Below are 17,214 nucleotides of genomic sequence, written 5' to 3' on the forward strand. Positions count from 1 at the left end.
GGATCATGCTTCGGGGTCGAGGAGCCGGAGGTCGTAGAGGTAGGAGCGGTCGTTTTTGAAGCTGCGCCAGACGGTGGCCGGGGGTTCGGGTTCATCAGTGTGGCTTTTGACGGGATGGGCGGTCACGAGGCCGTCAGCGATCTCGCAGTGCCAGCCGTCGGTCGGCGACCAGACACACCACACGTTCCCGTCCGTTCGGCGATAGGCGGGGCGGCCGTGGTGCTCGCCGTCGCGTTCGAAGCGGTAGCGGAGGCCATCGATGTGGCGCACGAAGGTGAAGGCTGCAAGTGCCGTCATACCTTCGGCACTGTATGGGAGCGGCGTGAACCACCGCCTGGCGAAGGCGAGTCGGGCGGACCGCACGCGACCACAGACGCACGTAAAGCCCCTGGTAGGACAGGTCTCGCCACAAGATCATGTCCGCAACCACCAGAGGCTTCACGGTGGTCACCCATGTCGCCACGCTCGACGTCCCGCGCCACGTCGTGGACCACTTCGCACGCCTGCCGGCCGCACACCGGCGGCGGATCGGCACCCCGCGCGGCAGCCGGGCACTCGGTCCGTTCCGCCAGGCCGTCCTGGACCTGCGCTGGTTCCGCGAACGCGGCTGCGTGCACTGAGAATGCCTCGGCGCACGGCGTGGCCGGCATGGGCATCATCCTCGCCAAGCTGTCGCCCCGGCAGCGCAAGCGATCGGCACTCCTCGGGCAGCCGCTCCCGGTGGCGAACTCCAGCATGAGCCTCTCGGAAGGCTGGAGTGGACCAGGTCCCCCGCGGCTACGGTTCCGGCAGGGGCTCGATGTTGGGTTCCTGGCATCGAGCCTGCTTCGGGCGCCGACGACCCGTCGCCGCGGGCGCGGGGAGCAAGGAGTTCGGCGATGACGAAGGTGCCTGGCGGCCTGCCATCCGGCCCCTGATACCAGCAACCGGCACAGGGCGTCAGCTCTGGCAGACTTGCTGCCTACCCGTCAACTATAGTCACGTGCAACGGTGTCAACTATAGTCACGCTCGAGGGGAAGGAGGCAGTGCCAATGACGGAACCAGAAGACGGCCCCGATGCACCGCAGGCAGCTCGACCGTTTCCGGTCCCAGGCCCCGGTGCTCCCTTCAGCGACCGCCTCAACTTCCTGTTCGACCGGGTGCGCCCTTCAGGGGCGGAGGAGTACACCAACGCCCATGTGGCTCGCACGATCTCGTCGTACGGGGAAGACAGCTACACGCGGTCCCACATCAGCCTCCTCCGTGCGGGCAAACGAACCCCGACCATCACCATGGTTCCGCTCCTCGCCCGGTTCTTCGGCGTGGAGGCCGCCTACTTCGTCGAGGACGAGGTCACGCGGAAGATCACGACGCAGTTCGAGATCCTGCGAAAGCTCAAGGAGAACGGGGTCGAGCAGATCGCCCTCCGGGCGCTGGGCGTGTCCGCCGCCGGCCAGCGCAAGGTTCTGGCGGCCCTCGAAGCCGTACGCAAAGAGGAAGGCCTGCCCGACGACCCCGCAAGGGACCTGCCGTGACCAGCGACCGGTGTCTCCAGGAGAAGAGGAAGCTCCATGTGGCTCAGCCGTCGTAACCGCGGAACCGACCGCGAGGCCGACGAGATCGAGTGCCGGAACAGAGAGTTCGTCGAGAGCCTCGACCTACCTGCGGTCGACAGCGTCCTGGACCTGGTGCCGTTCATGGAGGAGCGCTTCGGCAGGTCGATCCGGCTCATGCCGTTCGCCTCTGACCCGGCCGACCCCGACTCCCTCGACTCCTCTGCCCCGTGCGGACTGTGGCTCGCCACCGCCGACACGGACTACGTGTTCTACGACACCGCCATCAGCCGTGCACACGCCGAGATCATCGTGGGCCACGAGTTCGGCCACATGCTCAAGCGGCACCGGGGCAACGCCCAGGCCCCTATGGACTCCGGCAGCCTCGGCGGCCTGATCACCGACATCGATCCCGCCACCGTGCAGCTCGTCCTGGGACGGACCGGCTACAACGAGCCTGAGGAGTTCGAGGCCGAGATGCTCGGGTCCCTCCTCCAGGAGCACGTGAACGCATCCCGCCCGTCGGACTTCCGGGAAGCCGACCCGATAGCCCGCACGCTGCTGCGCTGACCGGATAGGGCCTCGTGAAAGACATCCTCCATCCCCTGTGCCTGGCCATCGCCGGCACCGGATTCCTCGTCCTGGTGCGTGATCTGGGCAGGAGCCGCCGCGACCCGGCGCTCGTGGCCCTGGCCTTCACGTACGGCTTCTCCGCGCTCAGTTACGCCGTCTCCCTCACCTGGGTGTGGGTACGCGTCGACGGCCTCTTCGGCGTCCCGAACATCGTCGTGCCGATCGCCCAGGGCTTCGTGATGCTCGTCCTGGCCCTCCAGGCAGCCGTCCTTGCGCACTGGTCGAAGCCGCTCGAGGAAGCCCGCCGGCGCAGTCGCCTCCTGCTCGTCGCGGCCCTCGCGGTCATCGCCACCATGGCGGTGCTGTTCGCGTCGCTCACCCCGGCCACCACCAGGCCCACGGACTTCTCGCTGTACTACGCGCACGACCCCGTCTTCCAGGCCTACGTGCTGCTGTACTTCGGGATGTACAGCGTCGCCGAGATCTACCTGGCGCTGTCCTGCTGGAAATACGCGCACGCCACCACGAACCGGTCGATCGCCGCCAGCCTGCGTCTCGTGACCGTCGGCGCCGTCATCACCCTCGGGTACAGCGGCATCCGGATCGCCGCCATCATCGGGGCAGAGGCCGGGTTCAGCGTCAGCCACCTCAACGACTTCGCCTGGGCCTGCGGGGACATCGGCGCCACCCTCACCCAGATCGGCTATCTCATCCCCACCGTCGCCCGGCGTGCCACCGGCGTCCGCGACTGGGCCACCGCGCACATCCGCTTCCGGCGCCTGGGCCCGCTGTGGTCCGCACTCGACCAGGCCGACCCCGGCATCACACTGCGCCGCCCGGCCCACCAGGGCCGGGACGTTCTGCGCGGCCGCAGCGCCCACTTCCCCCTGCTGCGCCGTCGCGTCGAGATCCGCCAGGGCCAGAAGCTGATGCGCCGCTACCTCGACCCGGCCGCCAGGGCGCGGGCGGAGACCCGCCGCACGTCCGAAGGACTCTCCGGCACCGAGCTCGCCGCGGCCGTCACCGCCGACCAGATCCACGCCGCCCTCATCCGGCACGCGGCAGGTGAACCCGTCGACACCCCCGCCGAGTACGCCGACGCCGAACTCTCCCTCGCCACCACGGAGGACGAGCTGCTGCACCTGGAGCGCGTCGCCGCGTACTTCACACCTCCTACGAGCGAGAGCAGCAACGCCTCCGACGTCCGCAGCGCCACCTCAGGAGCCCGTTCGTGATCCTCCGTCGCACCCTGCTCATCGCCTCCACGGCCGTCGCCGCGGCGGCGTCCATGGCCACCATGTCTGCAGCCGCGCGCTCCCGTGCGGGTGCCGCGACGCCCCCGCGCGCCGACCTGCACCTGGCGCCCGCCCGCGAACAGCTCGCCGCGCTGCGCCGACGCACGATCACCAGCCGCACCCTGCTGGAGCAGTATCTCCAGCACATCGCCAGGACCAACCCCGGCCTCAACGCCGTCATCACCCTGGACGGCGACGGCGCACGCGCGGCGGCCGACGAGGCCGACCGCCACATGGCCAGGACGGGCAAGCCGCTCGGCGCACTCCACGGCCTGCCCATCACCGTCAAGGACGCTCTGGAGACGAAGGGCCTGCGCAGCACCTGCGGTTCTCCCGACCTCACCGCCCACGTCCCCGACCAGGACGCGGATGCCGTCGCGCGCCTGCGCGCCGCCGGCGCCGTCATCGTCGGCAAGACCAACGTCCCGGTCATGTGCCAGGACCTCCAGACCACGAACCCGATCTTCGGCAGGACGAAGAACCCGTACGACGACACGAAGACCCCGGGCGGATCCTCCGGAGGCCCGGCCGCTGCCGTCGCCACGGGCATCACCAGCCTCGAGGTCGGTTCCGACCTCGCGGGGTCCCTCCGCCTCCCGGCCGCCTACTGCGGCGTGTACGCGCTGCGCCCCAGCGGCGGCATCGTCCCCACCCGCGGACACATCCCCCGGCCGCCGGGCTGGCTTTCCAGCTCCGACATGCTCACCCTCGGCCCGATCGCCCGGAACGCCGCCGACCTCGACGTCCTCCTCGACGTCCTGGCCGCCCCGGCCCCGGCCGAAGCCGCCGCCTGGAGTATCGACCTCCCCGCGCCGAAGCGCAGCCGACTGGCGGACTACCACGTAGGCATGTGGCAGGACGACCCGTACTGCCATGTCGACGACAGCATCCGGGGGCTCCTGGAGCAGGTGACCGAGCTCCTGCGGTCCGCCGGCGCCACCGTCGACGACACCACCCGCCCCGTGCACCTGGCCGACAGCGACAAGCTGTTCCAACGCCTCATGTACGCCACGGCGAGCGCCACCGCCACCGACGCCGGCTTCGCCGACGACATCGCGGCCGCCGACAGGATCCCGGCCGACGAGCCGAGCGGACTCTTCCTGCACTCGCGCACCATGCGACACCGGGACTGGCTCCGCGCGAACGAGGAACGCGAGAAGCTGCGCGGCGACTGGGCCGACTACTTCGCCACCCACGACGTCCTCATCACGCCGGCCGTCCCCACCGCGGCCGTCGACGACCAGACGTCCACGCCGGTCCCGAACAGGTTCATCACCGTCGATGGACAGAAGCGGCCGTATTTCGACCAGACGGCGTGGCTGAACATGGCCGGCCACGTCAAACTCCCGGCCGTCGTCATGCCCGCCGGCAGGACCGCCGACGGCCTGCCGCTGGCCATCCAGATCATCGGCCCCTACCTGGCCGACCGCACGGTCATCGACGTTGCCAAGCACCTGGCGCGGCGACTTCCCAAGCCCGTGCAGCCGCCCGCGTTCACTGCGTGACCGGGCGCCCATGACCGGGCTCGCTCTGCCCCCACGGGGGTGGGGCGGGGCGAGCCCGCACAGCAGAGGGGCTTCGGGTGAAACCGGGGCCCTCTGCACTGTCCGTCGGCCGAGGCCGCGGACCGGCCCCGACCGGGAGCGGTCGGCAGCCCGTGACTCGTCGAGGGACCGGCCACCGCCGGACCGGTCCGGCGACGGCAAGGACAGCGGTCGGCCGCCGTTCTCCGCGCACGCTCGGCATCACGCCCTCCGCGGGCACCGCCGCAGGTGCGGCGTCTTTCCGAGTGCGTGGGGTTCCACTGTGGAGCGTGGTCCGGGGACGGGGCGGGCTCCAGCGGATCGGTGACGTCCAGGTCGGGACCCGGCTCGGACCGCGATCGATGACGTCCAGGGCGGGACCCGGCTCGGACCGCGATCCGCGACTGCACGCAGGGGACCTGAACACCGTCGGTCTGCGCCGAGAGATGAAGAGCCCGGGTACCGACGGGGGATGCGGTACCCGGGCCCTTTGATCATCCTAATGCCACAGGGCCACGGCGGCAGGCAGCAGTACCGTGCCGGGCTTGCGCGACAGCATGCCCGGCCGGCGGGCTCTGCAACGGTCGTACGGACGCGGCCCTGCACTTCCGCCGTCGCTGACCTGATTCCGTGTCATGACCTTGCCGGACCAGGTCATGTACGCGTCGGCGGCGAACTCGGCCGGGCGCAGCTTGTGCAATTCGACGGAGCCGAAGTCGGCATCCTCCGCCTTGCCTTCGGTGTCTCGCCGCATGTCGGCGTAGAACTCGTCGGGCAGCGTCCCGGACAGCTCCTCCTCCTGCGCGGTGAGGCAGCGGTCGCTGCCCACGGCCAAGTCCCCCGCGGCGCACCGCATCGGGTGCGTCACTCGGCCGGTCCCTATGTACAACCCGGGGCACACCGGCTCGTTCAGGTGAGGCAAAATCTCGGAAGATGGAAGGCCTGACGTCAGGTGACAGTCCCGGCAAGGCCATGGAGCGCAACAGGCGTGGGGACCGAAAATGGCCGAACCGGTAGTTCGGGGGTTGGCTGCGGGCCGCTATCAGCTGAACGAGCTGATCGGGCGCGGAGCCATGGGCGCGGTGTGGGCGGCCATGGACGTGAAGCTGGGGCGTGCGGTCGCGGTCAAGGAGATCCGGGCACGCGTCGATCTCGATCCCGAGGAGTGGCGCCGACGGGCGGAGCGGGCACTGCGCGAGGCCAGGGCCGCGGCGGTGGTGCAGCACCGGAACGTGGTCGAGGTTCACGATGTCGTCATGGACGAGGACCGGCCCTGGATCATCATGGAACTCGTGGCGGGGCGTTCCCTCGCGGAGGAACTGGCCGGCGGCCGTGTGGCGGTCGGCGATGCGGCTCGCATCGCCCGCGAGGCGCTGGACGGGCTGGTCGCGGCCCACGCGACCGGTGTGGTGCACCGCGATGTGAAGCCGTCCAATCTTCTGCTGGCCCGGCCGGACGGCCGTACCGTTCTGACCGACTTCGGCATCGCCTCGGTGGCCGGCGCCGACACCCTGACCGTCCCCGGCGGGATGATCGGCACACTCGACTACCTGTCGCCGGAACGCGTTCAGGGTCTGAGAGCCGTACCGGCATGTGATCTGTGGTCCCTGGGAGCGACCCTCTACGAAATGGTCGAGGGACGCTCTGCGTTCCGCCGCAACAACGAGTTCGCGACCCTCCAGGCCGTGCTCGACGGCACGTACGACCCGCCCCGGAACGCCGGTCCCCTCGGCGAGGTCATCGACGGCCTGCTCACCAAGGACCCGTCGCAGCGTATGACGGCATCAACGGCCCGGTCCTTGCTGATTGCCGTCGAGCGCCCCGACGCACCACCCTCACATGGACCCGCACCCCACCCAAAGGCGCAGACCAACAGCGCCGGATCCGCTTGTGCTCCCCGCGACCGGCGGCGATCCCGGTCCGCCACCAGCACTGCCTCCGCGAAACGCGGGCCCGCCGCCCTTCCGGCCGGTCGGCACAGTCCCGTCCGGCCCGAGGACCCAGGTCCGGCACAGGCTCCCGCCCGCGCCTCCCGCCGCTGGCTCACCCGTGCCCTCATCGGCTCGACGGTCGTCGCTCTGGCCGCCGTGGGTCTCTATGCCGTACCTCCCCTGCTGGCCCAACGGAACCCCAGCACCCCGTCCGTATCGGGTCCGGTGTCACCGACAGCCGCCCGCCCCGGGTTCCGCGCGGTCAGCGATCCTGCCGGATTCACCGTGGAAATCGGCAAGGACTGGACCGGACCGTATGCGGACAAGCGCCGCGTCTTCTACCACTCGGCAGACCGGACGTGCCGGCTCGGCGTCCACCTGGCTCCGCCTGACGGAAAGGGTGACCCGTACGCCGAACTCCTGGCGCAGGACAACAACGGCACCGGCACCTCCGCGGTCGCCGGCTATCCGAAGTACCGGCGGGTCCGCCTGGAGCGCACGGAGCACAACGGCGCACCTGCCGCCATCTGGGAGTTCACCTGGTACGACGCCGCCTCCGGCATCCGCCATCGCTCGATCGACCTGCGATACACCAAGAACGGGCGGACGTACGACTTCTGGGTCGCCGGACCCGACAGCGCAGTCCCCACCGTCCGAGAACACTTCGACGCGGCAAGGGACAGTTTCTCCCCCACCCGGATAAAGCACGGATAGACGAGTGACCGGTTCAGCTGGAGCTGGTGCCGTTCGGGGCATCGGAGTCAACCGAGCCGTACCGGTCCGTGGAGCGTTGAGGAAGGTCCCCGACGGTGTGTCACGGCGAGCACCCGACGTGGCACTGCACCGAGGGCGTGGCATGGAACGGCTCCCGGTCGTCTGCCGTTCCCACAGCGGCATAGGCTCATGTTTCCCGTGGCCAAGCCTCAAGGGGGAGGGAAAGACATTGACCTTGATGAGCCGATGGAGCGAGGACGCGGCGTGCGGGAGCAGCGACCCGGAGGAACTGTTCGCCGACGCGGAGGGGCAAAAGCGTGCCAAGGCAGTGTGCCTGGGGTGCGCGGTACAGACCGAGTGCCTGGCCGAAGCTCTCGACAACCGCATCGAGTTCGGCGTGTGGGGCGGCATGACCGAGCGAGAACGGCGGGCACTGCTGCGCCGCATGCCCGACGTCCCCTCGTGGCGAACCGTCCTGGAAACCGCTCGCCGCGACGACGAGCACCAGCGCGCCGGCTGACCGGCACGCATGCCCTGAGCACGCATGCCCTGAGCACGCATGCCCTGAGAAGGATGCGTCGGCCCATGCAAGTCGCGGCTCAAACACCGTGGTACGGGCTCAGTGGCGGCCCGGAACCTTCACAGCGTCGGGCAGGGGCATCTCCTCGCCCGCGTCGGCCGGCAGATGGGCGATCAGGCGCGGCCTGCAGGACGTACAACGCCCTACGTCTGGTCGGCAGCGTCCGTGTGAAGTCCGAGGCAGGTTACGCCGCGCCCAGGTCGAGCTACCGCCGAGCCACCCGGCCGCTGGCGCTGCGGTGGCCCGGTACAGGCCGGGTGTACGGACGTTGACGGCGCGTGCGGGCACGCCGGGTCCTGCCTGGCGCGCGCCTTCACAGGACCAACTGGTCAGCGGTCCTGTGACAGCTCCAGGAGCTCGGCGACGGTGCCGCCGGCGTGGACGAGGTCGTCGTAGCGGCCCTGTTCGGTGATGCGGCCGTGTTCCATCACTACGATGTGGTCAGCGATCCTGGTGTTCTCGAGCCGGTGGGTGACGACGACGGTGATGCGCTCGCCTGAGATGGCCTTGATCTTTTCGAAGATCTGGTGCTCGCCGCGTGGGTCCATCTTTATCTATAGCTGTCAAATTCCCGCCTCAGTCAGTCAGACCGTGATGTGGCCTGCAGGCACATTAGGCACGGTCCTGATTCGTAGGCGACCGACAGCGCCTGTATCCGCGGATTCGTGTCGAGAGCGGCGGCCGTAGCGCCGTCAGCCTGGCCGGCGGCGTGCTGCTGGTGGAGACAGCTCGCAAGACCGGCCTGGACCAGGCGATATGGCGCGGGCGTCGTGACGTAAATCGCGGGCGGTTCACGATCCGGGCAAGGTCGCCCGCGTGGAGCACCTCCGTACTGCGGTGCCCGGCTGGGCGGCCCTGCGCACACCATCACCTCGTCGCCTGGCCGCCGGAGCATGCCGAAACGCGCCAGGTTGCCAACACAGCCCCCGTGTAGCCGACTTGACGGATAATGTGATCACGTGTGTGACGCGAAGCGCTCTCGGTGACGCCAGTGGCGAGACCAACCCGAGACTCTTTCGTCCAGACCGTCCAATGAGATTGCGGGGGAATATCTTCATGAACAAGTTCATCACCCTTGCCCGGGGCGCAGCCGTAGGAGCGGCTGCACTTGCGGCGACCTTCGGGCTCTTCACCTCCGGTGCCTCGGCTGCCACCGTGGACAGCTCCGCTCAGCACCTCTCCATCGCCGAGTACGGCCCGGCCGTCAGCAAGCAATGGCACGCCCACGTCAAGTGCGACATCGTCCGCAACGGCCACACCTACACCAAGCGCGACGCATGGGGCAACGGCCCTACCGAGCAAGCGGCCGTCAACACCGCCAAGCGCAACATCCCCGTCGAGAAGGGCAGCTACAAGCGGCACTGCCGCACCCTGGAAACCTACCGTCGCTGACTCGCACGGGCCCCGCGCCCGGAGATCCCAAAGGCGGGATCTCCAGCGGCGCGTCCTTTGTCCCACCCCGTATGCTGGGGGGAAGGAGGCTCCTATGACCAGCCAAAGCAGGCGCGTCTACGAGATCCACGTTCCCGTAGGCAAGGACGCGCAGGAGTTGCAGGAAGTCATCTCGTCGATCCTGTGCCCGGACCCTGACCACGAGCCGCCCTGCCCCGTCCCCTGGGCCACCGCCGCAGTCGGGACGCGGATCAACGTCGGACTCTACGCCACCGAGGAAGAAGCCGACCGGCTACTGGTCGAGATCACCACTGTCGCCAAGGGGGCGAACGTCACCTTGCACCATGACGTGGACCCTGCCGGCTATCAGGAGCTAATCCAGCAGTACGAGATCGAAGCCGGTCTCCGCTAGCTTGACGCGCTGGGTCTCGCTGGCCCTGGTGGCGGCTGTCGCTGGTGGCATTGATCCGTAGGAGGCGCCCGGTGGGCTCACCGGGCGCCTCCTGCTATGAGTTTTCGATTCGGATCATGCGTCGGAGGCTGGCCCGGGCGGCTACGAGGTCGTCGTTGGTTTCGGCGAGTCTCCGTTCGAGTTCCCGCTGCTCGTGGTGGAGCCGGGTGATCTGGATGTTCAATTCCTGATTCTGCGCGGTCAGTTCACCGATCCGGTCCGTGAGGTCGGTCGCCTGAAGCTGGTCGAGTTGTCGGCCGAGCTGGCGCTGCAGGGCCTCTTTGAGGTCGCTGACCTGGCCGCGGAGCCGTTGGTTGTCGGCGCGAAGAATCTCCAGGTCGGTACGTGCGCTCATGGCGCCGCCCGCCGACCGGGGATCGCTGCCTGTGGTTGCGGTGCGGGCCTGTTGGGTGCGGGCGGCTTCGACGTGTTCGCGGACGCCGGGGGCGTAGACGAGCCAGGTGGAGACGCCCGCCGCCTTGGCGACCGCGGTGAAGGTGACGGGCTCGCCGCGGGTGAGCAGGTCATCGACGGTGCGCAGGACCCGGGCGCGTTTGTCGCGGCTGTCCTTGCGTGGGGCCTCTTGCAGTACCTGGCCGGGAGTTCGCGCGCTGGTCACGAGGCCCCCTGGGCACGGTTGACGACGGTGGGCGGGAGCAGGGTGTGGCCGTCGGCGGCGCGGGCATTGCGCAGGATCCGTGCGGCTTCTTCGATCTCGGCCTGCTGGTCGGAGGGGAGCTCGGCGAGTTGCTTGTGCATCTTCTCGGCGACTTCGGTGTAGGCGTCGATCTGGTCGGTGAGGTTGCGGTGACGAAGTCGGCGGCGTCCAGCGCGCCGGCCATCTCACGGTCGGTGCGCAGCTGGTGGAGGTGTTCCTCGATAGCGGGCAGGTAGGAAGGGTCGGGCCGGTAGAAGCCGCAGCCGGCGCATTGGAAGCGCAGCGGGCAGCTTTTTCCGCCTGCTTTGATGTTGGTCGGTTCGGTACAGTTGCCGTACGGAACCGCGACCGAACGTGCTTCGTAGGCTGTCGCCGAAGCCATGGGTGTGGATTTCCCGGAGCGGTCGACGACCTGCAGGCGCAAGGTTTCCACCGCGGCGCGCTTACGCTCCAGGGACACCTTGTAGTACCCCAGGCCAGCACGGCCCAGGTGGCGATCAGGAAGATGCCCCCAGTCCCGTCAGTCCCGTCAGTCCCGTCAGTCCCGTCAGTCCCGTCAGTCCCGTCAGTCCCGTCAGTCCCGTCAGTCCCGTCGGTCCTTCAGTCGGTCAGTGGTGACCAGCCACGGTTCGGCGAGGGGAGCCTGTCGTCATCGCGGCGTCGCTCTTCCGGCTCGGGTGAAGCCGGTGCTCAAGCCCCTCATCAGCGGTCCGTCGATGCCTCCGGGCCCGGTGACACCACCCCCCGGATCATCAACAACAAGGGGGGAAGTCATGCCGGACCCGAAGGCCGGAGGCCCATTGCGGAGCCACGAAAAAGGTAACTGTGACAGTCGTCCTGCGGCCCGGGTTGGGCTGCTGCCAGGCTTACGAACCGCCACCGGATCAACCGCAGCGGTGACCGGCAGCTGAACCGCGCTCTGCACACCATCACGCTCATCCGTATGCGGCTCGACCCAGCCACGAAGACATACGTCGCCCGCAGGATCAGCGACTGCTTGAAACGAGCCGTCTGCCGCCAGCTGTTCAAGATCCTCGAACGCTCAGAGCGAACCCCGGAGATCTCCTCCGAACCCCTTGACGCGATATAGCAGCCTCGGGGGAGGGGTCAAGACCGTCGTTCTCCGCCGCGATGTCCATACAGGTCAAGGCCGAAATCCTCGGGACCCGTCACCGGTTTCGTGCGAAGATCTACAGGACCTCTCGGGCTCAATCCTCCCGCAGTAACGATTTCTCGGAGAGCCCATGCGCCGCGCCCACCTCCTCCCCGCCGCTGTCCTCCTGCTCTGCACCGCCTGTTCCGGCGGTCCGGACCGTGACTCGGGCGAGAGCGCGATGAAGGCCGTGGATCACGGGGCGGCCGTGCGCGCCGCGATCGAGAGGACGAGCGCGGACAGCGCCCGCGTGGACGAGAAGATCGAACTGCGGTCCGCCGACAGTCCCACGACGTACGTATTCGCGATCGCCGGCGCCTTCGACCTGGCGGGTGACAGGGGGCGGCTCACGGTGGAGCTGGAGGACAGCGGATGGGACCCCGTCGAGGAGGTCTTCGTCGGCGACACCGTCTATGTGCGGGGCTCGCAGGCGGTGGACGAGGGCAAGTGGGCCTCGGCCGTCCGAAGCGAGGCCCTGACCCGCTATTTCCTGCGGGCGCCGCTGAACGACCCCCAGCACCTGCTCCGCCAGATGAAGGCGATGCGGCAGGTGTCGAACGAGGGCAAGGAGCAGGTGAACGACGCCTCTGCGGTGCACTACCGGGGCACGATCGACCCCGCCACCGCGACGCTCGGGATGACGGCGGAGACGAAACAGGGGCTGAACGACCTGCGCGAGAAGCTGGGCGACGACATGCCTGTCTACGCGGACGTGTGGGTCGACGGGAAGGGGCGCGCCGTCCAGGCCCGGCTGTCCTACTTCGGCGGTATGAAGGTCATGACGACGATGACGCTGTCGGACTTCGGGACGCCGGTGAAGGCCGAGGCTCCGTCAGCCAGGCAGGTCGTCCCCGTGACGGCGGGCGAGGACGTCCTGCTGGCCTGAGCGGGTCGAGCCCGGGGCTCCGTGGTCGTCGGCGCCACTGCCCTACGCGACACGTTCAGCGCCGAGCGGCCGTGCGGGATGCCCGAACGGGGTGCCCTTTTGTACGAGTCGAAGTTAGGACAACTGCGCTTATGTGGTGGCGAGTGCTGTAGCGGACCTGGTCGAGCAGGGGGAGGAGCATCTCCGCGACGGTCTCGATCTCGGCGCGGGCGAAGGCCGCGCCGACGCACTGGTGGAGTCCGGTGCCGAAGGCCAGGTGCTGGGCGGCGGCGGTGAAGGAGCGGGCGGTGCCCAGGTCCGGGCGGTGGATGTCGAAGGTGTCCGGGGCGGCGAAGGCGTCGGGGTCGCGGTTGGCCGCGCCGATCATGCAGAAAACGGTGGCACCTGCCGGGACGGTGGCGCCGGCGAACACGGCGTCCTTCTCCGACTGGCGGGGAATGAGCTGGACCGGCGGGGTGTAGCGCAGGGTCTCGGCGATCGCGGCGGACAGCAGGGTCGGGTCCTGGCGGACCTGGGCCATCTGCTCGGGGTGGTCGATCAGATGCTTGACGAGCAGGGCGAGGGTCTTGTCGGCCGGCTCTGTGGCGGCAGCCAGGACGTTGATGATCAGTGCGGTGACATCGCGATTGCTCATGGCGATGCCGTCGAACTCGGCGGTGCACAGCTTCGATATCAGGTCGTCGCCGGGGTGGCGGCGCCGCTGTCCGATGAGGGGGACGAGGTAGGCCTCCAGCTGCTCGGCGCAGTCCAGGCAGTGCCGGCGGCGCTGCGGGGTGAGGACGATGCTGGTGATGAACTCGGCGACCCCGCTGTGCCAGGCGGCGACCTGCTGCCAGTCCTTCTTGTCCAGGCCGAGGACGTCGAGCGTCACGTGGACGGCGAGGGGCTTGCCGAAGTCGTTGACGAGGTCCACCCGGCCCCGGGGAAGGAAGGGTGCGATGAGCTCGGTGGCGTTGGCGTGGACGGCGCGTATCTGGTCCTGCAGGGCCTGCCCGGTGAAGCCCCGGACGACGATCTTTCTTTTGGCGGTGTGCTCTGCCCCGGTCATCTGGGCGAGGACCGGTCCGCGCATCACCGGCTCGGCGCGTACCTGCAGTGTCTCGGTGCTGAACGCTTGATGGTCGGTCAGCACCCGCTTCACGTCCTGGTAGCGGGAGAGGAAGTAGCTGTCGATCGCCGGCTCGTAGTGCACCGGTGCCCGCTCCCTGAGGCCGGCGAAGTACCGGTAGGGGGCGGCGGCGAAGTCGTCGGACAGGACACTGAAGCCGGACTCGGCTCTGAGCATGGCAGGAAATCTCTCAAGGGAAGAGGCAAGGGGGGATGGCAACTGCTCGCCGAGTTCTAGGCCGGGGGCGGGCGTCGGCGTCCTGGACCGCGAGGGTCCGGCGGACGGAACGGCTGGTCCGGGTGAACGCCGAGGCCCATGTCGGGAGCCGGGTCGGCCGCTGGGTGAGACGCTCCTCGATGACGTGGGCGAGCGGCGGCGGACCTCGCCGACGGCTTCGGCGCCCCGCGGGGAGCACGCGAGTTCATCGTCCCGGCAGGTGAGGGCCGCACTCGCGCGCTGCTCGGTCCTTCTCCCCCCGGACGCCATGACGGCTCCCACCCCGTGCTCAGCACCGGGCGCCGTTGCCCGGAAGTCCCCGCCGTCCTACGGCGGGCTGGTGGACAGGGCCCCTCGTCAGGAGGTGCCTCGACAGCGATCCTACGGAGCGAGCGGTGCGGCTATCGCCGGGGCGAGCTGTCGCGTTGCCTGCGCACCAGGGAGAGGGCAAGGAGCGCCAGGTTCACGGCGAGGGCGCCGGCGGCGAGCGCGGTTTGCCAGAACGGTCCGCCGGAGGCGAGATTGACCACCAGATAGCCGGTGAGGATCACGGCAAGTATCGCGTTCTGGATGTCGCTGCGCAGCCACCACCGTGTGCGGGGGAGATTCCACTTCGGACAGTCGCAGCGCGTACAGCTCCACGGGCCCGAACTCCTCCTCGGGAGCGCGTTCGGTGGCGGCGAGGTGGTCGGCCGCCTCCCTGGTGAGCTCTGCGGCGCGTGCGTGGGGTACTGCGTGGCGCTCTTCGAGCAGCCGGGTCAGTTGGCCGAGCCAGTGCTCACGCTCGACCGTGTTCAGAGCGTCCGTCCCACGTTGCATGGTGACTCCTTCAGGATCTGCGGTCGGTTTGTTCCGTGTGGCCCACCAGAGCAGCGCGAGGCCCGGTACGCACAGGACAGGGGCGGGCAGGTGGCCGAGGGGCTTTGCGGAGAGGACGGTGAAGGCCGCCGCGCCCAGCACCGTTGCGGCGGTCATGAGCACCCACCCCTCAGCGCGCCGTCGGGGGCGCGAGGCGGTGGCCGCGAGGTGTCCGCCCATCAGGGCCACGGCGATGAACGACGAGCCGGCCAGCCCGCCAGGGGTCAGAGCGAGCACGAATCCGTTGGCGACCCACAGACAGACACCGGCCACCACAGCGGCCACACCGATCGGGGGAACCACATGCCGGTGCCACGTCAACAGCCGCCCCATGGAACAAGGTTGCGCCGCGGCGCCCACTGCTGTGTTCGTCGGCCGTGTACGGCATTCGGCGGGGTGGCCGAGGCGCACAAGGGCGGGCGCGTCGCTGAGAGCGGCGCATGCGGCCGGCGACGGCAAGCGCGGGGCGGTGCCCGACTCGGCCGTCGCGGGCGTCATCGGTTCGAGGATCACTTGTAACGTTCGGCGCCGCGGCCGCACTGAGGGGTATGAGCCATGACGACCTGCGTGCGCTGTTCCTCAACTGCACGCTGAAGAAGGGCCCGGAGCGGAGCCACACGCAGGGCCTGATCGACCTCAGCTCGCGGATCATGGAGAAGCAGGGCGTCCAGGTCGAACACCTGAGGCCGATCGATCATGAGATCGCCACCGGGGTGTGGCCGGACATGACCGAGCACGGCTGGGAACGCGACGCGTGGCCGTCGATCCACCAGCGGGTGATGGCCGCCGACATCCTCGTCATCGCCGGGCCGATCTGGCTGGGTGACAACAGCTCGGTCACCAAGCTGGTCATCGAGCGGCTCTACGCCTGCTCGGGCCTGCTCAACGACGCCGGTCAGTACGCCTACTACGGGCGTGTGGGCGGCTGCCTGATCACCGGCAACGAGGACGGCGTCAAGCATTGCGCCATGAACGTCCTGTACAGCCTGCAGCACCTGGGATACACGATCCCGCCGCAGGCGGACGCGGGCTGGATCGGAGAGGCCGGGCCCGGCCCGTCCTATCTCGATCCGGGCTCCGGCGGTCCCACCAACGACTTCACCAACAGGAACACCACGTTCATGACGTGGAACCTGCTGCATCTGGCCCGGCTGCTCAAGGACGCCGGTGGCATTCCGGCGCACGGGAACCAGCGGTCGCAGTGGGACGCCGGATGCCGATTCGACTTCGAGAATCCGGAATATCGCTAAGTGAACAACGAAAGGCTGAAAATGACCGTCGAGACCGTCGAGACCGTTCCCACGTGCGCCTACCCGGGCTGCACCAATCCGCCCGAGCCGGCCGCACCCGACGCGCAGGGTACGGCGACGCACCGCTATTGCCAGCACCCCGAGCACAACGCGCTCGGCGCCTTCAGGAAGTTCCGCGCCAAGCGGCAGCAGCGCAAGGAGGACAAGCGCGCGGCATCCGAGGCGAAGAAGGCGGCCAAGGAGGATACGACGGGAGCCCAGGCGCCGGCCGGCGAGCAGTCATCGCCCGCCGCCCCCGGGCAGGACTCTGCCGCCGCTGCGGCGCACAGTGCGATCGAGCAGGTCCCTGGCGCTGAAGTGGTGTCCCAGGAGGCCGGACAGGTCCCCACCGCCGACGCGTCCGAGACGGCGACGGCAAAAGCCGTGCATCACGAGATGACGGCGATGATGGAAATGCCGGTCGCGGACGCCGGCCCTGCCGCCCAGTCACGCGACGCCCTCGTCACGCTCATCAACCAACTCGCCACCCACGTCAGCCAGCTCACCACGGACCTGCCCGCCTACATCGAGGAACTGGCGATCATCACGGACTCGGCGGCGGCCGAAGCCCGGATCGAGACCGTCACCCGCGCCGCCGCTCAGCGCATCCTGGCCGCCGAGCAGCGCGCCGTGCTCGCTGAGGAGGCGGCGGAGCTGGCCGTCGTACAGCTCGAAGCCGGGGAGCAGAAGCTCGCCGAGGAGACCGCCGCGATCCGTGAGGAGACCGCCCGCCAGGTGGCGGACGCCGAATTCGTCCGGGCTGAGCTGGAGCGCTACCGCGAGCGTGTCGGCATGCTCGAGGTCAGGCTCGACGCCGTCCGTGACGAGGCCGATGAGCTGCGCCGCGCGAGGGCCGCGCACTCCGCCGAGCCTGCGCACTCCGCCGAGCCCGCGCACTGTGCCGAGCCCGAGCAGCAGCGGCCCGCTGAGAAGTGCTGACGGTCGTCGGCCCGCCTGATTGCGGCGTTCCGGTCAGGACCTACAGCCGGCGTGACGGCGCCGCGTGATCACCGCACCCGTGCGGTGACGGCAATCCCGCACGGGTGCGGCTCAT

19 protein-coding genes and 1 pseudogene are annotated in these 17,214 nt (G+C 69.2%); 13 read left to right on the plus strand and 7 right to left on the minus strand.

What is annotated here, in order from left to right; translation table 11 throughout:
• Nucleotides 1-3 precede the first annotated feature (3 nt).
• Nucleotides 4-297, minus strand: a complete 294-nt coding sequence (locus ACFU5O_RS29425; protein ID WP_384245131.1) for a hypothetical protein — start codon at nt 295-297, stop codon at nt 4-6.
• Nucleotides 298-416: 119 nt separating this feature from the next.
• Here ACFU5O_RS29425 and ACFU5O_RS29430 point away from each other — a divergent pair, with 119 nt between their 5' ends.
• The 5 genes from ACFU5O_RS29430 to ACFU5O_RS29450 all read left to right on the plus strand — a co-directional run bounded on the left by ACFU5O_RS29430 (nt 417) and on the right by ACFU5O_RS29450 (nt 4,906).
• Nucleotides 417-620, plus strand: coding sequence for a hypothetical protein (locus ACFU5O_RS29430; protein ID WP_384245132.1), 204 nt, complete (start codon nt 417-419; stop codon nt 618-620).
• Nucleotides 621-1,032: 412 nt separating this feature from the next.
• Entirely contained in the window at nt 1,033-1,515 is a 483-nt protein-coding gene (locus ACFU5O_RS29435) for a hypothetical protein (protein WP_384245133.1), read from the plus strand.
• Between the two features lie 36 nt (nt 1,516-1,551).
• Nucleotides 1,552-2,103, plus strand: coding sequence for a hypothetical protein (locus ACFU5O_RS29440; RefSeq protein WP_384245135.1), 552 nt, complete (start codon nt 1,552-1,554; stop codon nt 2,101-2,103).
• A 14-nt stretch (nt 2,104-2,117) separates the two neighbouring features.
• The gene (locus tag ACFU5O_RS29445) at nt 2,118-3,341 is read left to right on the plus strand and encodes an MAB_1171c family putative transporter (RefSeq protein ID WP_384245136.1); all 1,224 of its coding nucleotides are present in this window, start codon (nt 2,118-2,120) and stop codon (nt 3,339-3,341) included.
• Entirely contained in the window at nt 3,338-4,906 is a 1,569-nt protein-coding gene (locus tag ACFU5O_RS29450) for an amidase (protein ID WP_384245137.1), read from the plus strand. The genes ACFU5O_RS29445 and ACFU5O_RS29450 overlap by 4 nt, the downstream gene beginning before the upstream one ends.
• A gap of 517 nt (nt 4,907-5,423) precedes the next feature.
• Here ACFU5O_RS29450 and ACFU5O_RS29455 read toward each other — a convergent pair.
• The gene (locus tag ACFU5O_RS29455; RefSeq protein WP_384245138.1) at nt 5,424-5,753 is read right to left on the minus strand and encodes a hypothetical protein; all 330 of its coding nucleotides are present in this window, start codon (nt 5,751-5,753) and stop codon (nt 5,424-5,426) included.
• 172 nt (nt 5,754-5,925) lie between these two features.
• Here ACFU5O_RS29455 and ACFU5O_RS29460 point away from each other — a divergent pair, with 172 nt between their 5' ends.
• Together ACFU5O_RS29460 and ACFU5O_RS29465 are read left to right on the plus strand one after the other, a co-directional pair.
• Nucleotides 5,926-7,569: a protein kinase gene (locus tag ACFU5O_RS29460; protein WP_384245140.1), complete on the plus strand. Its 1,644-nt coding sequence runs from the start codon at nt 5,926-5,928 to the stop codon at nt 7,567-7,569.
• A 142-nt stretch (nt 7,570-7,711) separates the two neighbouring features.
• On the plus strand, nt 7,712-8,089 hold the full coding sequence (locus ACFU5O_RS29465; protein ID WP_384245141.1) for a WhiB family transcriptional regulator: 378 nt from the start codon (nt 7,712-7,714) through the stop codon (nt 8,087-8,089).
• Nucleotides 8,090-8,478: 389 nt separating this feature from the next.
• Here ACFU5O_RS29465 and ACFU5O_RS29470 read toward each other — a convergent pair.
• Nucleotides 8,479-8,700 (minus strand): annotated as a pseudogene (locus ACFU5O_RS29470) (ABC transporter ATP-binding protein); the annotation flags it as partial.
• Between the two features lie 505 nt (nt 8,701-9,205).
• Here ACFU5O_RS29470 and ACFU5O_RS29475 point away from each other — a divergent pair.
• Together ACFU5O_RS29475 and ACFU5O_RS29480 are read left to right on the plus strand one after the other, a co-directional pair.
• The gene (locus tag ACFU5O_RS29475) at nt 9,206-9,541 is read left to right on the plus strand and encodes a hypothetical protein (RefSeq protein WP_384245142.1); all 336 of its coding nucleotides are present in this window, start codon (nt 9,206-9,208) and stop codon (nt 9,539-9,541) included.
• 94 nt (nt 9,542-9,635) lie between these two features.
• The gene (locus ACFU5O_RS29480; RefSeq protein ID WP_356232031.1) at nt 9,636-9,953 is read left to right on the plus strand and encodes a hypothetical protein; all 318 of its coding nucleotides are present in this window, start codon (nt 9,636-9,638) and stop codon (nt 9,951-9,953) included.
• Nucleotides 9,954-10,047: 94 nt separating this feature from the next.
• On the opposite strand, the gene ACFU5O_RS29485 is transcribed toward ACFU5O_RS29480, so the two are convergent.
• Together ACFU5O_RS29485 and ACFU5O_RS29490 are read right to left on the minus strand one after the other, a co-directional pair.
• A complete protein-coding gene (locus ACFU5O_RS29485) occupies nt 10,048-10,611 on the minus strand; it encodes a DUF6262 family protein (RefSeq protein ID WP_384245144.1) in 564 nt (187 codons plus the stop codon).
• Complete coding sequence (locus ACFU5O_RS29490; protein ID WP_384245145.1) at nt 10,608-10,751, minus strand: hypothetical protein; 144 nt, start codon at nt 10,749-10,751, stop codon at nt 10,608-10,610. Before ACFU5O_RS29490 ends, ACFU5O_RS29485 begins: the two co-directional genes overlap by 4 nt.
• A 782-nt stretch (nt 10,752-11,533) precedes the next feature.
• Between ACFU5O_RS29490 and ACFU5O_RS29495 the strand changes: the two genes are divergently transcribed.
• Together ACFU5O_RS29495 and ACFU5O_RS29500 are read left to right on the plus strand one after the other, a co-directional pair.
• Nucleotides 11,534-11,740, plus strand: a complete 207-nt coding sequence (locus ACFU5O_RS29495) for a hypothetical protein (protein WP_384245175.1) — start codon at nt 11,534-11,536, stop codon at nt 11,738-11,740.
• A 154-nt stretch (nt 11,741-11,894) separates the two neighbouring features.
• Nucleotides 11,895-12,689: a hypothetical protein gene (locus tag ACFU5O_RS29500; protein ID WP_384245146.1), complete on the plus strand. Its 795-nt coding sequence runs from the start codon at nt 11,895-11,897 to the stop codon at nt 12,687-12,689.
• Nucleotides 12,690-12,744: 55 nt separating this feature from the next.
• Here ACFU5O_RS29500 and ACFU5O_RS29505 read toward each other — a convergent pair whose 3' ends face one another.
• Complete coding sequence (locus ACFU5O_RS29505; RefSeq protein WP_384245148.1) at nt 12,745-13,974, minus strand: cytochrome P450, cyclodipeptide synthase-associated; 1,230 nt, start codon at nt 13,972-13,974, stop codon at nt 12,745-12,747.
• A gap of 440 nt (nt 13,975-14,414) precedes the next feature.
• Nucleotides 14,415-14,564 (minus strand): hypothetical protein, encoded by a 150-nt coding sequence (locus ACFU5O_RS29510; protein ID WP_384245149.1) that lies wholly within the window; start codon nt 14,562-14,564, stop codon nt 14,415-14,417.
• Nucleotides 14,565-15,419: 855 nt separating this feature from the next.
• Here ACFU5O_RS29510 and ACFU5O_RS29515 point away from each other — a divergent pair.
• Nucleotides 15,420-16,121, plus strand: coding sequence for a flavodoxin family protein (locus tag ACFU5O_RS29515; RefSeq protein WP_384245151.1), 702 nt, complete (start codon nt 15,420-15,422; stop codon nt 16,119-16,121).
• Nucleotides 16,122-17,099, plus strand: a complete 978-nt coding sequence (locus ACFU5O_RS29520) for a hypothetical protein (protein ID WP_384245152.1) — start codon at nt 16,122-16,124, stop codon at nt 17,097-17,099.
• Nucleotides 17,100-17,214 lie beyond the last annotated feature (115 nt).

Origin of the sequence: Streptomyces sp. NPDC057445, from assembly GCF_042802855.1 — a bacterium.
Classification (GTDB): Bacteria; Actinomycetota; Actinomycetes; order Streptomycetales; family Streptomycetaceae; genus Streptomyces.

Bases quoted from the DNA above. Each gene is read 5' to 3' on its own strand.
- ACFU5O_RS29430 (WP_384245132.1), top strand. From the start codon at position 417: ATGTCCGCAACCACCAGAGGCTTCACGGTGGTCACCCATGTCGCCACG.
- ACFU5O_RS29425 (WP_384245131.1), bottom strand. From the start codon at position 297: ATGACGGCACTTGCAGCCTTCACCTTCGTGCGCCACATCGATGGCCTC.
- ACFU5O_RS29500 (WP_384245146.1), top strand. From the start codon at position 11,895: ATGCGCCGCGCCCACCTCCTCCCCGCCGCTGTCCTCCTGCTCTGCACC.
- ACFU5O_RS29490 (WP_384245145.1), bottom strand. From the start codon at position 10,751: ATGCACAAGCAACTCGCCGAGCTCCCCTCCGACCAGCAGGCCGAGATC.
- ACFU5O_RS29505 (WP_384245148.1), bottom strand. From the start codon at position 13,974: ATGCTCAGAGCCGAGTCCGGCTTCAGTGTCCTGTCCGACGACTTCGCC.
- ACFU5O_RS29475 (WP_384245142.1), top strand. From the start codon at position 9,206: ATGAACAAGTTCATCACCCTTGCCCGGGGCGCAGCCGTAGGAGCGGCT.
- ACFU5O_RS29515 (WP_384245151.1), top strand. From the start codon at position 15,420: ATGAGCCATGACGACCTGCGTGCGCTGTTCCTCAACTGCACGCTGAAG.
- ACFU5O_RS29440 (WP_384245135.1), top strand. From the start codon at position 1,552: ATGTGGCTCAGCCGTCGTAACCGCGGAACCGACCGCGAGGCCGACGAG.
- ACFU5O_RS29480 (WP_356232031.1), top strand. From the start codon at position 9,636: ATGACCAGCCAAAGCAGGCGCGTCTACGAGATCCACGTTCCCGTAGGC.
- ACFU5O_RS29435 (WP_384245133.1), top strand. From the start codon at position 1,033: ATGACGGAACCAGAAGACGGCCCCGATGCACCGCAGGCAGCTCGACCG.
- ACFU5O_RS29460 (WP_384245140.1), top strand. From the start codon at position 5,926: ATGGCCGAACCGGTAGTTCGGGGGTTGGCTGCGGGCCGCTATCAGCTG.
- ACFU5O_RS29465 (WP_384245141.1), top strand. From the start codon at position 7,712: ATGGAACGGCTCCCGGTCGTCTGCCGTTCCCACAGCGGCATAGGCTCA.